This window comes from Sphingomonas sp. T1 (assembly GCF_902506585.1).
In the GTDB taxonomy this organism is placed as follows: domain Bacteria; phylum Pseudomonadota; class Alphaproteobacteria; order Sphingomonadales; family Sphingomonadaceae; genus Sphingomonas; species Sphingomonas aerolata.
Genome location: NZ_LR733875.1, coordinates 1,315,840 through 1,329,274, shown reverse-complemented (window position 1 = coordinate 1,329,274; position 13,435 = coordinate 1,315,840). Strand labels below are relative to the sequence as shown.

At 68.1% G+C, this 13,435-nt stretch carries 13 protein-coding genes and 2 riboswitches; of the genes, 7 read left to right on the top strand and 6 right to left on the bottom strand.

Annotation, left to right across the window (positions count from 1 at the left end):
• Both cpaB and GV027_RS05915 read right to left on the bottom strand, forming a co-directional pair.
• Positions 1-1,056, bottom strand: coding sequence for a Flp pilus assembly protein CpaB (cpaB, locus tag GV027_RS05920; protein WP_159511272.1), 1,056 nt, complete (start codon positions 1,054-1,056; stop codon positions 1-3).
• A 49-nt stretch (positions 1,057-1,105) separates the two neighbouring features.
• Complete coding sequence (locus GV027_RS05915; protein ID WP_159511271.1) at positions 1,106-1,600, bottom strand: A24 family peptidase; 495 nt, start codon at positions 1,598-1,600, stop codon at positions 1,106-1,108.
• A 126-nt stretch (positions 1,601-1,726) separates the two neighbouring features.
• On the opposite strand from GV027_RS05915, the gene GV027_RS05910 reads away from it, so the two are divergent.
• Both GV027_RS05910 and GV027_RS05905 read left to right on the top strand, forming a co-directional pair.
• Positions 1,727-2,665 carry an alpha/beta fold hydrolase gene (locus tag GV027_RS05910; protein ID WP_236559061.1) on the top strand — a complete coding sequence of 313 codons (939 nt, stop codon included), beginning with the start codon at positions 1,727-1,729 and terminating at the stop codon, positions 2,663-2,665.
• Positions 2,662-3,753: an NAD(P)/FAD-dependent oxidoreductase gene (locus tag GV027_RS05905; RefSeq protein ID WP_159511269.1), complete on the top strand. Its 1,092-nt coding sequence runs from the start codon at positions 2,662-2,664 to the stop codon at positions 3,751-3,753. Before GV027_RS05910 ends, GV027_RS05905 begins: the two co-directional genes overlap by 4 nt.
• On the opposite strand, the gene rnhA is transcribed toward GV027_RS05905, so the two are convergent.
• Genes rnhA through ispH form a run of 3 tightly spaced genes read right to left on the bottom strand, consistent with a single transcriptional unit; the run spans position 3,750 to position 6,185 of the window.
• Complete coding sequence (rnhA, locus tag GV027_RS05900) at positions 3,750-4,226, bottom strand: ribonuclease HI (protein WP_414711881.1); 477 nt, start codon at positions 4,224-4,226, stop codon at positions 3,750-3,752. The two genes, GV027_RS05905 and rnhA, sit on opposite strands and share 4 nt — an antisense overlap.
• On the bottom strand, positions 4,223-5,173 hold the full coding sequence (thrB, locus tag GV027_RS05895; RefSeq protein WP_159511268.1) for a homoserine kinase: 951 nt from the start codon (positions 5,171-5,173) through the stop codon (positions 4,223-4,225). Before thrB ends, rnhA begins: the two co-directional genes overlap by 4 nt.
• 1 nt (position 5,174) lies before the next feature.
• The gene (gene ispH / locus GV027_RS05890; RefSeq protein WP_056674472.1) at positions 5,175-6,185 is read right to left on the bottom strand and encodes a 4-hydroxy-3-methylbut-2-enyl diphosphate reductase; all 1,011 of its coding nucleotides are present in this window, start codon (positions 6,183-6,185) and stop codon (positions 5,175-5,177) included.
• A gap of 119 nt (positions 6,186-6,304) precedes the next feature.
• Here ispH and GV027_RS05885 point away from each other — a divergent pair, with 119 nt between their 5' ends.
• The 5 genes from GV027_RS05885 to gcvPB all read left to right on the top strand — a co-directional run bounded on the left by GV027_RS05885 (position 6,305) and on the right by gcvPB (position 12,179).
• Positions 6,305-6,943 (top strand): hypothetical protein, encoded by a 639-nt coding sequence (locus GV027_RS05885; protein WP_236559060.1) that lies wholly within the window; start codon positions 6,305-6,307, stop codon positions 6,941-6,943.
• A 287-nt stretch (positions 6,944-7,230) separates the two neighbouring features.
• A riboswitch (glycine riboswitch) is annotated at positions 7,231-7,349 on the top strand.
• Between the two features lies 1 nt (position 7,350).
• Positions 7,351-7,455: riboswitch (glycine riboswitch) on the top strand.
• A gap of 46 nt (positions 7,456-7,501) precedes the next feature.
• Entirely contained in the window at positions 7,502-8,749 is a 1,248-nt protein-coding gene (gene gcvT / locus GV027_RS05880) for a glycine cleavage system aminomethyltransferase GcvT (protein ID WP_084215198.1), read from the top strand.
• A gap of 1 nt (position 8,750) precedes the next feature.
• On the top strand, positions 8,751-9,122 hold the full coding sequence (gene gcvH, locus GV027_RS05875) for a glycine cleavage system protein GcvH (protein ID WP_031395016.1): 372 nt from the start codon (positions 8,751-8,753) through the stop codon (positions 9,120-9,122).
• 121 nt (positions 9,123-9,243) lie between these two features.
• The gene (gene gcvPA / locus GV027_RS05870; RefSeq protein WP_159511267.1) at positions 9,244-10,602 is read left to right on the top strand and encodes an aminomethyl-transferring glycine dehydrogenase subunit GcvPA; all 1,359 of its coding nucleotides are present in this window, start codon (positions 9,244-9,246) and stop codon (positions 10,600-10,602) included.
• On the top strand, positions 10,599-12,179 hold the full coding sequence (gene gcvPB / locus GV027_RS05865; RefSeq protein ID WP_159511266.1) for an aminomethyl-transferring glycine dehydrogenase subunit GcvPB: 1,581 nt from the start codon (positions 10,599-10,601) through the stop codon (positions 12,177-12,179). Before gcvPA ends, gcvPB begins: the two co-directional genes overlap by 4 nt.
• Before the next feature lie 179 nt (positions 12,180-12,358).
• On the opposite strand, the gene GV027_RS05860 is transcribed toward gcvPB, so the two are convergent.
• Complete coding sequence (locus GV027_RS05860) at positions 12,359-13,255, bottom strand: DMT family transporter (RefSeq protein WP_159511265.1); 897 nt, start codon at positions 13,253-13,255, stop codon at positions 12,359-12,361.
• Between the last annotated feature and the right edge of the window lie 180 nt (positions 13,256-13,435).

Here is a 13,435-nt window from a genome sequence, read left to right as displayed (position 1 = left end):
TTACTTCCCCCCCACCGGAACGATGGTCATGCTGTTGCCGCGGGCGACCCGGACGACCGGGCCCGACGCGATCGCGCCCGAAGGGGCTCCCGCCGCCGCGCCGCCGGGTACGCCAGCCGGCATCATCATCTGTGCCGAGCCGCCCGGACCGCTCGACGCGACCGCCTTGCCCGGCACGGTGCTGCGCTGGTAGCGCGACACGTCCGCGCCGGTGACGTAGCTGCTCGCACCCGACGACGGCTGGCTCGCGAGACGCAGCAGCATCGCGCGCTCCGCCCTGGGATCCGACCCCGCGGACACGCTCACGCTGCCCGACGCGATCGCGTCCTCGAGCTCGCCCGCATTGTCCGCGATCGAACGCAGCGACAGCGACAGCGTGCCCACCGTCTGCGCGACCGCGATCTCCTCGGCCATCTTGGGCGTCGTCTCGACCGTGACCGTCGAGAAGGTGCTGACGACGGTCTTGCCGTCGTCGCCGACCTTGTTGTCGGTCCGCTGGTCGGTCGCGAGCACGCGCACGTTGCGCATGATCGTCTCCGACACCTTCAGCGGATCGCCGTCGCCGCCGCCCGCCACCGCCTGGGTCAGCACCAGGTCGATCCGATCGCCCGGGAACACGAAGCCTGCGACCGATGCCTGTTCCGAGACGGGGACGGTCACCGCGCGCATGCCGGGCCCGAGCGCGGCCGCGAGGAAGCCGCGGTCGCCGGGCTTGACCAGTGCGCCCTGCGTCACCGGCTGGCCCGCAGTGATCATGTTGCGCACCACGGTGCCCTGCAGCGCCTTCAGGTCGGTCTTGTCCTTCAGGTAATAAGCGTTGTCGACCAGTTCCTTGGGCCAGGGCTGGAACTTCAATGCGGTCGCGTCGAGGATCGTGCCGACCGGCAGCGCGCGAGTCGCGACCAGCACTTCCGGGCCGTCGATCACCACGGGCTGCATCGCCACCGCGGTCGCCTGCGGGGCTGCGCTGCCTGCGATCAGCGTGCGGGCGAAGAAGGCCGTGACCGCCGCCACGATCAACGCACCGACCAGCAATATGAGCTTGCGACTATCCATGACTCATCGTGCCTTTCGGGCGCCGTGTGATTGATCGAACATTAAGTATCTACCGCAGGGAGTTAAGGAGTGGTTCGTGGACCGCGACGAGCCCTGCAAAGGCGATCGCGATGCCGTAGGGCACCTCGATCGCGGCGTTTTCGACGCCCGAATCGGCGCGGCGCATGGCCAGCTTCCTTGCGATCAGCATCCCCGCGGTCAGCACACCGCCCGCGATCGACATCACCATCAGCATCGCCATGAACGCGCCGAACGGCAGCCACAGCGACAGCGCGACGATCAGCTTGACGTCGCCGCCGCCCATCAGCCCGAAATGAAACGCGATGCAGAACAGCGCGAAGACCGCAGCCGCGATGCCGATCTGGATCGCCATGTCGGGCCAGGGCGACAGGCCGTTGGCCCACCACCATAAGGGCGCGAGCAGCACGATCGCGGCGGTCTTCGTATTGGCGATCTCCCGCGTCCGTGCGTCCTCGATCGCGGCGAGGACGAGCAGCCCGGCGAGCAGAAAAAGTAGAATTGGAAGAGTAAACGTCGACCCCATGCACTACATTTAGCGGGTATGGCTTTCGAAAAAGTAACTGTGTCGCCGATGTTTGATTCTGATCCGACCTCCGGGCCCGCCTCCGGTCCGGCCCGTCCGCATGCCCGCACCACCGTTGCACCGATCGTGCCAGCCGCGAGTCGGCGCGCGATTCCCGACGATGCCCGCGTCAGTCGCTGGGTCGCTGCCGACGGCTGGAGCCTGAGGCGGTTCGACTGGCCGGCACCGAATCCGCGCGGACGTTTTCTCTTCCAGGCCGGCCGCGGTGACAGTTTCGAGAAATATCTCGAGACGATCGCGCATCTGCGCAGCGTCGGCTGGTCGGTGACCTCGCTCGACTGGCGCGGGCAGGGCGGGTCGGGGCGGCTGTCCCCCGACCCCTATGTGGGCCATGTCGACGACTTCGCGACCTACGATGCCGATCTCGCCGGCTTCTGGCAGCAGTGGCGCGGCGAAGGGGATAGCGGCATTCCGACAGCGATCCTTGGCCATTCGATGGGTGGGCTGATGGTGATGCGCGCGCTGACGGCGGGGACGATCGACCCCGCGGCGGCGATCCTCGTCGCACCGATGCTGGGACTGCGCTCTCCACTCGGCGCTCGGCTGAGCGGCCGGATCGCGCGCTACATGGCGCGGCGTGCGCCGATCCGCGCGGCTTGGCGCCAGAACGAGCGGCCCGGCCCCGTAGCCTCGCGCCAACGTCTGCTCACCCACGACGCCGACCGCTATCACGACGAACGCTGGTGGCACGAGGCGCAGCCCGACCTGCAGCTCGGTCCGCCGAGCTGGACCTGGTTGTCCGAAGCGTTTGCCGGGTCCGCCGCGCTCGCCTGCGATCCGCGCGTCGAGACGATCGCGACGCCGGTGCTGATGCTGCTCGCGGATGCCGACAAGCTGGTCGATCCGCATGCCGCGGTCCGGATCGTCGAGCGGCTGCGCGACGCGCGGCTGGTGCGGTTCGGTCCTGAATCGGCGCATGAGATCCTGCGCGAATCGGATGCCGTACGTGACCGTGCGCTGGCCGCACTCGACGCGTTCCTCGACGACACGGTGCCGCGCCGATGAGCGTCTACGACGTCGCGATCGTCGGTGCGGGTATGGCCGGGGTCAGCCTCGCCGCGATGCTCGCGCCGCATGCGCGCGTGCTGCTGCTCGAGGCGGAGGACATGCCCGGCTACCACGCGACGGGCCGGTCCGCGGCCTTCTGGTCGGAAACCTATGGTGGCCCCGACATCCAGCCGCTGACGACCGCCTCGGGGCCGGTGCTCAGGGCCGGGGGGCATCTCCAGCCGCTGGGATCGCTGCATATCGGCCGTGCGCAGGACGCGCCCGCGATCGACCGGTTTCTTGCCGAGTTCTCCGACAGCGACGTGCAGCTCGACCGGGTCGATCCGGCGGCGTTCCTCCCCGGGCTGCGCCCCGACTGGACGCTGGGCGTGCACGAGCCGAGTTGCGCCTATATCGACGTCGCCGGACTGCACGCGCGCGACCTGGCGACCGCGCGGCGGGACGGCGCCGATCTCGTCACCGGGGCCGCGCTGAAGGCGGCGCGCCGCGACTCGGGGCACTGGAGCATCGAGACTGCGGCGGGGACGTTTCAGGCCGCCGTACTCGTCAATGCGGCGGGGGCCTGGGCCGATACCGTCGCGCAGCGCGCGGGCGTGGCACCAATCGGACTTCAGCCCTACCGGCGGACGATGGTCCAGTTGCGGACCGATCCTCCAGCCGCGGGGGGCATGCCGCATGTCGCCGACATTTCAGGCGGCTTCTATTTCAAGCCCGAGCCCGGCGGGCGGCTGTGGCTCAGTCCGCATGATGAGACGCCGACCGACCCCTGTGATGCCGCGCCCGAGGAGATCGACGTCGCGATCGCGATCGACCGGCTCGAACAGGCGGTCGACTGGCAGGTCACGCAGGTCGAACGCCGCTGGGCGGGCCTGCGAACCTTCGCGCCCGACCGGCTGCCGGTCTATGGCTTCGACCCGAGCGAACCCGGCTTCTTCTGGTGCGCGGGGCAGGGCGGTTTCGGCATCCAGACCGCACCGGCGGCGGCGCGTCTTGCCGCCGCGCTGTTGCTCGGGACGTCGCCTGATCCTGCGGTGGCGGGGATCGATCCGCACCGCTATTCGCCCCGCCGTTTCGTGTCAGCCTAGCGGCGGCCGGGCGTCATCGCCGCAATCGCGGCGTTGCTCGCCAGCGTATCGGCGCGTTCGTTCTCGGGGTGGCCGGCATGGCCCTTGACCCATTGCCACTCGATCTTGTGCCGCGCGACCGCGGCGAGCAGCGCGTGCCACAGCTCGGCATTCTTCACCGGCTTCTTGTCCGCGGTCCTCCAGCCGTTGCGCTGCCAGCCCTTCACCCATTTGGTCAGGCCATCCATCACATATTTGCTGTCGGTGTACAGCGTTACCGCGCAGGGCCGGGTGAGGATGTTGAGCGCCTCGATCGCCGCGGTCATCTCCATCCGGTTGTTGGTCGTCTGCGGCTCGCCGCCCGACAATTCCTTCTCGTGCGCGCCCATCCGGATCACCGCGCCCCATCCGCCCGGTCCCGGATTCCCCTTGCAGGCGCCATCGGTATAGATCTCGACCTTGGTCATCATTGTCGCGGCAGCGTCGTCGGTCATGCGAACAGGTCGTCCTTGAGATAGGCTTCGAGCCGCCGCCAATAGGCGAGCGGATCCTTGCGCGTCACCAGCGCATCGGCCGGCGTGTTGACCCAGTCCCAGGCGCGCGTCAGCAGGAAGCGCAGGCAGGCGCCCTGCGCGAGGATCGGCAGCGCGGCGCGCTCCGCCTCGGACAGCGCGAACCGGCTTTCATAGCCCGCGATCAGCGCCGCGCCGATTGCGGGATCGTAACGCTCGCCGGTCGCGTCGAACGCCCAGGCGCTGTGCATCACTGCCAGGTCATAGGCGCGGATGTCAGTACAGGCGAAATAGAAGTCGATCACCCCGGTCACGCGGTCGCCGAGCATCAGGACATTGTCGGGGAACAGGTCCGTATGGATCGCCGCCACCGGCAGGTCGCGCGGCCACTGGGCCAGCACCCGCGCCAGCGCTGCCTCGATCCGCGCGAACAGCCCCGGTGCGATCGTATCGATCCCCGCGCCGCACCGCTCGAGCAGCGGGCGCCAGGTGTCGGCACCCAGCGGGTTGGCGCGGGTCGGTGCAAAGTCCGCCAGCCCGGCATGGAGCTGGCCCATCGCTGCGCCGGCCGCCCGTGCCTGTGCGGGGGTGGGGTGCGACACCGACACGCCGGTCAGGAACTCGATCAGACAGGCCGAGCGCCCGGCGAGCTGCTGGATCGCGAGACCGTCGCGATCGGGGAGCGCGCGCGGCACGGGATTGCCCGCCGCGGCCAGATGATCGAGCATCGCGAGGAAGAAGGGCAGATCGTCGGTCGACGTCCATTCCTCGTACAGCGTCAGGATGAACCGGTCCGCGGTGGTCTCGACGAGGTAGTTGCTGTTCTGCACGCCCTCGGCGATCCCCTTGGCAGAGACCAGCGCGCCCTGGTCGTACCGCGCGAGGAACGTTCCAAGCGCCTCGGCCGAGACCTGCGTATAGACCGCCATGCTAGGCGGCGGCTTCGAGCCCGCGGGGCAGCTTGAAGGCGATCGTCTCGCGCGTCGTCTCGACCTCGCGCTCGGACACCTCGAACCGCTCGGCAAGCCGCGTGACGAGTTCGCGGACGAGCAGCTCGGGCGCGGACGCACCTGCGGTGATGCCGAGCGTGCCGACTCCGGCGAGGAAATCCCAGTCGAGTTCGCTGGCGCGCTGGATCAGCATCGCGGGCGTGCCCTCGCGCTGCGCGACCTCGACCAGCCGCACCGAATTGGACGAATTGGGCGCGCCGATCACCAGCATCGCGTCACACCCATGCGCGATCGCCTTGACCGCGGCCTGGCGGTTCGAGGTCGCGTAACAGATGTCCTCGCCACGCGGCGGCAGCATCTCGGGGAAGCGTCGCTGCAGCGTCGAGACGACCGCCGCGGTGTCGTCGACCGACAGCGTGGTCTGCGTCAGGAAGGCGAGATTGGCGGGGTCGATCGGCGCGAAGACTTCCGCATCCTCGACCGTTTCGATCAGCGACATCGCGCCCTCGGGCACCTGGCCGAAGGTGCCGATCACCTCGGGATGGCCGGCATGGCCGATGAACACGATATGTCGCCCCTGCGCAACGAGCCGCTCGGCCTGGCGATGGACCTTAGAGACCAGCGGGCAGGTCGCATCGAGATATTCGAGCCCGCGCGCCTGCGCGTCGAGCGGCACCGATTTGGGAACGCCGTGCGCGGAGAACACCACCGGCGCATCGTCGGGCACCTCGCTCAGATCCTCGACGAACACCGCGCCCTGCGCCTTCAGCGTGTCGACGACGAACTTGTTGTGGACGATCTCGTGGCGGACATAGACCGGCGCGCCGTGCTTCTCGATCGCCAGCTCGACGATGCGGATCGCGCGGTCGACGCCGGCGCAGAAGCCGCGCGGCGCCGCGATCAGCAGTTCGAGCGCGGGTTTGTCGCCGCGCACGGCCGGCTCTGCGAGCGAGGTTGCGGGGTTTGCGATGGGCTCTGGGGGGATGCTCATAGTCGTCGGGCTCTACGCGATTGCTTGCCTGGACGAAAGCCGGTTCCTATGGTGCCCGGTGACAGGGGCCGGTGCGGTTGCGCAGGCCCTTTCGCTCGTTCGAGAAGGTACGCGTCCCCGTGAAAGCCCCCATCCTTGCCGTTTCGATCCTCGCGCTCGCCCTAAGCGGTTGCGCTTCCAAGGGAGAGATCGACGCGACCGGCGGCATCTCCGCGATCCGCACCGCGTGCCCGACCGTGGCGGTGCCGGCCGCGACCGGCGACATCACCGTGTTCGACCCCGTCACCAGCCGCGACCAGTCGGCGATCGACGTCACCGCGCTGATGACCAATGTCCGTTCGACCTGCGTCGACGCGAACGACCCGATCCTGACGAACGTGACGTTCACCGTTCAGGCGCGGCGTGCGCGCGCCGACGCGGCGCGCGACGTCGTGCTGCCCTATTTCGTGACCGTGGTACGCGGCGGCAGCGCGGTCGTCGCCAAGCGCGTCGGCCGTGTGACGCTGCACTTCGATGCAGGCCAGCTGCGGGCGGAGGCGAATGCCCAGGGCACCGCGACGATCACGCGCGCGGCGGCAACGCTGTCGGCGGACGTGCGCGAGAAGCTGACGCGCAAGCGCAAGGCGGGCGACGAGGATGCGGCGGTCGATCCGCTGAGCACGCCCGAGGTGCGGCAGGCGGTGCTGCGCGCCAGTTTCGAGACGCTGGTCGGGTTCCAGCTGACCGCCGAGCAGCTGAAATACAACGCGACCCGCTGAGTCGCCTTCTTAAACCGGGGCGGGCATCCGGTGATGGGGTGACAACCTTCCATGTCATCCCCGCGCAGGCGGGGATCCATATTGGCGACCGCCGATGATGGAGCGTTGACGGTATAGGATATGGGTCCCCGCCTCCGCGGGGATGACGACGGGTACGGGCGTCGTTCGACTCGCAATTTGACGTCAGGCACGAATTTCACTCGCGCAGGGGCCCGATCGACCAAGCCCGATTGACTAAGATTGTGCGGCGCGGCACAGCTTGACGCGTCGATGCCGGGCAACCGGCATGGCACCGCGCGGGAGAGCGTTTCCTGGTCCTTTGAGGATCGGCCCTGAAAGGGGCAGGGGGCCGCCGAAGGAGCAACCACCCCGGAATCTCTCAGGCACCAGAGACCGCGCGGGGCTGATCGACACTCTGGAAAGCGTCCTGGCGTCCGCGCCGAGGGCCACCGAAGGGGTAAGCCGCCAATCAGGCGGTGAAAGCTCTCAGGTTCCGTGACAGAGGGGGTCGGATCGCAGCACCACAGGGTGCCGCGCGCCCCTTCGACGGAGACCGACATGAGCGACGCCGACATTCGAGACTATGCGAGCATCATCGACGAGGCCGACGATTACGTCGAGCCCGAGGTGCTGCCATTGCCGCTCGACGCGTGGCACCGCGCGAACGGCGCACGGATGGTCGAGTTCGCCGGCTATCAGATGCCGATTCAGTATGACGGCATCATGGCCGAACACGCCTGGACGCGCGAGTCGGCCGGCCTGTTCGACGTCAGCCACATGGGCCAGCTCGTCTTCTCGGGCGAAGGCGTCGCGAGCGCGCTCGAAACCGTGCTGCCGGGCGACATCGCCGGGCTCGGCGAGGGCAAGATGCGCTATTCGCTGCTGCTCGCGCAGGATGGCGGCATCCTCGACGACCTGATGGCGACGCGCCTGCCCGACGATCAGCCCTCGCCCTTCTCGGCGCAGGACGTCGAGCCCGAGGCGTACGACCCGCTCCACCCGTCGCCGACCGCGAGCGGCAGCTTCTATGTCGTCGTCAACGGCGCGACCAAGTATGATGATGTCAGCTATCTGATCGAGCATCTGCCCGACGACGTCACGATCAACATCCTCGAGGATCAGGCGCTGCTCGCGGTGCAGGGCCCCAAGGCGGTCGCTGCGGTTGCTCAGATCGTCCCCGGCATCGACGGCCTCGTGTTCATGACCGCGGGCGCGTTCCACTGGAACGACGTGCCGCTCTGGATCAGCCGATCGGGCTATACCGGTGAGGACGGCGTCGAGATCTCGATCCCCGCCGAGCATGCCGTCGCGTTCGCCGACGCGCTGCTCGCACTGCCCGAGATCAAGCCGATCGGCCTTGGCGCGCGCGATTCGCTGCGTCTTGAAGCCGGTTTGCCACTCTACGGCCACGATCTCGATCCCGAGACCACGCCGGTCATGGCGGACCTCGGTTTCGCGTTGTCGAAGCGCCGCCGTGAGGCCGCCGACTTCCCCGGCGCCCAGCGTATCCTCTCCCAGCGCGAGAATGGCCCGGCCACCAAGCGAGTTGGCCTGATCGTCGAGGGCCGCCAGCCCGCACGCGAGGGGTCCGAGGTGATCGACGACACCGGCGCGACGATCGGCCGCCTCACCAGCGGGGGCTTCGCGCCGACGCTCGGGAAGCCGATCGCGATGGCCTATGTGCCGCTCGCGCTGGCGACGCCGGGCACCCGCATCGAGATCGCACAGCGCGGCAAGGTCCACAGCGCGACCGTCACCGCAATGCCCTTCATTCCCCACCGCTACGTCCGCGCAGGAGCCAAGTGATATGAGCCGTTATTTTACGCAGGATCATGAGTGGGTCGATGTCGACGGTGACGTCGGCACGGTCGGCATCAGCGAGTACGCGCAGAGCCAGCTTGGCGACGTCGTGTTCGTCGAGGTTCCCGAGGCCGGCAAGCAGCTGACCAAGGGCGCCGATGCCGCGGTCGTCGAATCGGTCAAGGCCGCGTCGGACGTCTATTCGCCGGTGTCGGGCACCGTCATCGAGGGCAACGCCGCGCTCGCCGACGATTCGAGCCTGGTGAATTCGGACGCCGAAGCTGCCGGCTGGTTCTTCAAGCTGACGCTCAGCGATCCGAGCGAGCTCGACAGCCTGATGGACGAAGCTGCCTACGCGGCGTTCGTCGAAGGGCTTTAATTCGTCAAAGCCCCTCCCCTTCAGGGGAGGGGTTGGGGTGGGGCAGTGCGCCAAACGCGCCGCCTGTGGAAACGCCCCACCCCCAACCCCTCCCCTGAAGGGGAGGGGCAAGGAGAGTTCCATGCGCTACCTTCCCCTGACCCAGCCCGACCGCGAGGCGATGCTCGCCGTCATCGGTGCCGCGACGATCGACGACCTGTTCGTCGACGTGCCCGAGGCCGCGCGCCTCGACGGCCCCGTCCGCGACCTGCCGATGCATGCTTCCGAAATGGCGGTCGAACGCCATATGTCGGCGCTCGCCAAGAAGAACCTCACCGCGGGCGAAGCGCCGTTCTTCCTCGGCTGCGGCGCGTACAAGCATCACGTTCCTGCCAGCGTCGATCACCTGATCCAGCGCGGCGAGTTCCTGACTGCCTACACGCCCTATCAGCCCGAGATTGCGCAGGGCACGCTGCAGATGCTGTTCGAGTTCCAGACGCAGGTCGCGCGTCTGCTCGGCACCGATGTCGCCAATGCGTCGATGTACGACGGCTCGACCGCGTGCTGGGAAGCAATCGTGATGGCGCGGCGTATCACCAAGCGCGGCAAGGCGATCCTGTCGGCGGGTCTTCACCCGCATTACGTGTCGGTGTCGAACACGATGGCCAGGTTCACCGGCGACGTGCTCGATACGACCGACCCGCGGCTGGTGCCCGAGATGGACCTCGACCGGCTGATCGCGAAGATCGACGACGACACGTCGTGCGTGGTCGTCCAGTATCCCGACATCCTCGGCCGCATCGCCGATCTGCGTCCGCTCGCGGATGCTTGCCATGCCAAGAAGGCGTTGTTGATCGCGGTCGTCACGGAGCCCGTCGCGCTCGGCGCGATCACCTCGCCCGGCGAGATGGACGCGGATATCGTCGTCGGCGAGGGGCAGTCGCTCGGCGTCGGCCTTCAGTTCGGCGGACCCTATGTCGGCCTGTTCGGGTGCAAGGACAAATATGTCCGGCAGATGCCCGGCCGGCTTTGTGGTGAAACCGTCGACGCCGATGGCCGTCGCGGGTTCGTGCTGACGCTGTCGACGCGCGAGCAGCATATCCGCCGCGAAAAGGCGACGTCGAACATCTGCACCAACTCGGGGCTCTGCGCGCTGGCCTTCTCGATCCACATGACGCTGCTCGGCGAGGCGGGCCTTCGCCAGCTCGCCGAGGTGAACCATGCCGGCGCCGTGGCCGCGGCCGAGCGCCTCTCGCAGATCCCCGGCGTCGAACTGATCAACGACAGCTTCTTCAACGAATTCACGCTGAGGCTGCCCGTCGAGGCGCGCCCCGTCGTCCGCACGCTCGCCGATCGCGGGATTCTCGCGGGCGTCTCGCTCGGGCGTCTTTATCCCGGCAAGGACGACCTCGCGAACGGCCTCGTCGTCGCCGTGACCGAAACGACCACCGCGGAGGACGTCGAAACGCTTGCGTCCGCACTCCAGGAGATACTGGCATGAGCATCAACCAGAGCGGCTGGCGCCCGACCGCGCCCGAGCAGGGCAAGGGCAACGTCCCCGCCAGCGTCACCGGCAACAAGGCGCTGATGCTCGAGGAAGCGCTGATCTTCGAGATCGGCGACAGCCACACTACCGGCGTCGACTTCGCGACCGCGCCCGCACGTGCGACGACCAGCAAGCTCGGCCCGCTGGCACGCAAGGCCCCGATCGGCCTCCCCGGTCTTTCGGAACCCGAGACCGTCCGCCATTACACGCGCCTGTCGCGCCAGAATTACGGCATCGATCTCGGCTTTTTTCCGCTCGGCAGTTGCACGATGAAGCACAATCCGCGCCTCAACGAGAAGATGGCGCGGTTGCCCGGGTTTTCCGACGTCCACCCGCTCCAGCCGGTCGACACGGTGCAGGGCGCGCTCGAGGTCATCCACCAGCTCGCGCACTGGCTCGTCACGCTCACCGGCATGACCAGCGTCGCGATGAGCCCGAAGGCGGGCGCACATGGCGAGCTGTGCGGGATCCTCGCGATCCGCGCCGCGCTCGAAGCCAAGGGTGAGGGGCACCGCAAGGTCATCCTCGTCCCCGAGAGCGCGCACGGCACCAATCCTGCCACAGCGGCATTCGCGGGCTATGGCGTCGAGGACATCCCCGCCACCGCAGAGGGCCGCGTCGACACTGAAGCGCTGAAGGCACGCCTTGGCCCCGACGTCGCGGGCGTGATGATCACCAACCCCAACACCTGCGGGCTGTTCGAGCGCGACATGCGCGAGATTTCGGACGCGGTGCATGCGGCCGGCGGCTTCGTCTATTGTGACGGCGCGAACTTCAACGCGATCGTCGGCCGCGTCCGCCCGGGCGATCTCGGCATCGACGCGATGCACATCAACCTGCACAAGACCTTCTCGACCCCGCATGGCGGCGGCGGCCCGGGTTCGGGTCCGGTGGTGTTCTCGGCGGCGCTCACGCCCTACGCCCCGCTGCCGTTCGTCGAAAAGCAGGATGGGCAATTCGTCCTCGTCGAGGAAGAAACCGCGGGCGAGCATCATGCCGGCAGCTTCGGCCGGATGGTCGCGTTCCACGGCCAGATGGGCATGTTCACGCGCGCGCTGATCTACATCCTCAGCCACGGCGCGGACGGCCTGCGCCAGGTGTCGGAGGATGCGGTGCTTAACGCGAACTACATCCTGCGCAGCCTCGACGACACGCTCGACGCGCCGTTCGGCCCGTCGGGTCCGTGCATGCACGAGGCGCTGTTCTCCGATTCGGGGCTCGCCGAGGGCTTCTCGACGATCGACGTCGCCAAGGGGCTGATCGACGAGGGCTTCCACCCGATGACGATGTACTTCCCGCTCGTCGTTCACGGCGCGATGCTGGTCGAGCCGACCGAGACCGAATCGAAGGCGGCGCTCGACCACTTCATCGCCGCGCTGCGCTCGGTCGCCGAACGCGCCAAGGCAGGTGATCCAAGCCTCAAGACCGCCCCGCACTTCGCCCCCCGCGCGCGCCTCGACGAGACGCTTGCGGCACGCAAGCCCGTGCTGGTCTGGAAGGATCCCGCGCCGCTCGCGCAGGCGGCGGAGTAGGCCCCTAGCCAGCGACACCTCGGCTTCCCGAAACATGGCGGAGACGGAGCGCGGTCCATGCGCTCCGTCATCCCATCCGCTCCCGTCATCCTGACGAAAGTCAGGACCCAGGGTAACCGAGCGCTACCGTTTGTGAGTCCGGGTCCTGACTTTCGTTAGGATGACGGAGATGAGGTCCGTCAGGCGATCGCGCGGTCGGTTTCGTCCTGCCGGCGGACATGTTCGCGCCAGACGATGTAGAGGCCGCTCGCGACGATGACGGGGGCGCCGAACCAGGTCGCCTCGGCGGGCAGCGTGTCGAACACCAGCCAGCCGAGCAATGTCGCCCATAACAGGCTCGAATAATCCATCGGCACCACCACCGACACCGGCCCGAGCCGCAACGAGGTCGTCATCGCGATCTGCGCGAGGCCCCCGAAGATCCCGACGCTCGCAAGGCAGGCCCAGGTCACGAGATCATGCGACTCCGCCGCCCGCGCGTAGATGACCGATAGCGGCACCAGCGACAGCGCGGAGAACCAGAACACCGTCGTCAGCGCGCTCTCGGTCTTGCCGATCTGTCGCAGCAGGATCGACACGCTCGCCGTCCCGAACGCGCCCGCCAGCGCACAGCCCGCGCCCCATAACGGAAAATGATCGCCGCTGCCGGGCTGCGCGACGATCAGCACGCCGGCAAACCCCGCCGCCACCGCCGCCCAGCGATGCCAGCCGGTCGGCTCGCGCAGCACCAGCGCCCCGAGGATCGTCGCGAAGATCGGCACGGTGAAGCCGATCGTCGTCGCTTCCGCCAGCGGCAGCGCGACGATCCCATTGAAGGTGAACGCCATCGCCGACAGCCCGACGACCGCGCGGATGATGTGCGCGGGGAGGCGCTTGGTTGCTATCGAGGGTAGGCCGGGTCCAGCAGCAATGACGGCCGACACCAGCAGGCATGCGCCGAACTGGCGGAAGAACAGGATCTCCGACACGCTCGCGCCGTGGCGTTCGGCCAGTTTGATCGCGGTGTTCATCAGCGCGAAGATCACGACCGACAGCAACCGCATACCGATGGCGGGAAGGATGCGGTCTGAAGGCATTGCCTGCACCTACGCAAACCGGGCCCGCGATCCCACCCGAAACATCCGTCATCCTTACGAAAGTCAGGATCCAGGGTACCACGCGCGCGCGCCTTGGCTCCGGGTTCTGACTTTCGTCAGGATGACGGGGGTAGGGGCGGTGGGATGGGGTGACGAAGCGCCATGTTCGCGATAAGCGCG

Coding starts and splice junctions, on each gene's coding strand:
- cpaB (WP_159511272.1), bottom strand. CDS start 1,056: ATGGATAGTCGCAAGCTCATATTGCTGGTCGGTGCGTTGATCGTGGCG.
- GV027_RS05915 (WP_159511271.1), bottom strand. CDS start 1,600: ATGGGGTCGACGTTTACTCTTCCAATTCTACTTTTTCTGCTCGCCGGG.
- GV027_RS05905 (WP_159511269.1), top strand. CDS start 2,662: ATGAGCGTCTACGACGTCGCGATCGTCGGTGCGGGTATGGCCGGGGTC.
- rnhA (WP_414711881.1), bottom strand. CDS start 4,226: ATGACCGACGACGCTGCCGCGACAATGATGACCAAGGTCGAGATCTAT.
- thrB (WP_159511268.1), bottom strand. CDS start 5,173: ATGGCGGTCTATACGCAGGTCTCGGCCGAGGCGCTTGGAACGTTCCTC.
- ispH (WP_056674472.1), bottom strand. CDS start 6,185: ATGAGCATCCCCCCAGAGCCCATCGCAAACCCCGCAACCTCGCTCGCA.
- gcvT (WP_084215198.1), top strand. CDS start 7,502: ATGAGCGACGCCGACATTCGAGACTATGCGAGCATCATCGACGAGGCC.
- gcvH (WP_031395016.1), top strand. CDS start 8,751: ATGAGCCGTTATTTTACGCAGGATCATGAGTGGGTCGATGTCGACGGT.
- gcvPA (WP_159511267.1), top strand. CDS start 9,244: ATGCGCTACCTTCCCCTGACCCAGCCCGACCGCGAGGCGATGCTCGCC.
- gcvPB (WP_159511266.1), top strand. CDS start 10,599: ATGAGCATCAACCAGAGCGGCTGGCGCCCGACCGCGCCCGAGCAGGGC.
- GV027_RS05860 (WP_159511265.1), bottom strand. CDS start 13,255: ATGCCTTCAGACCGCATCCTTCCCGCCATCGGTATGCGGTTGCTGTCG.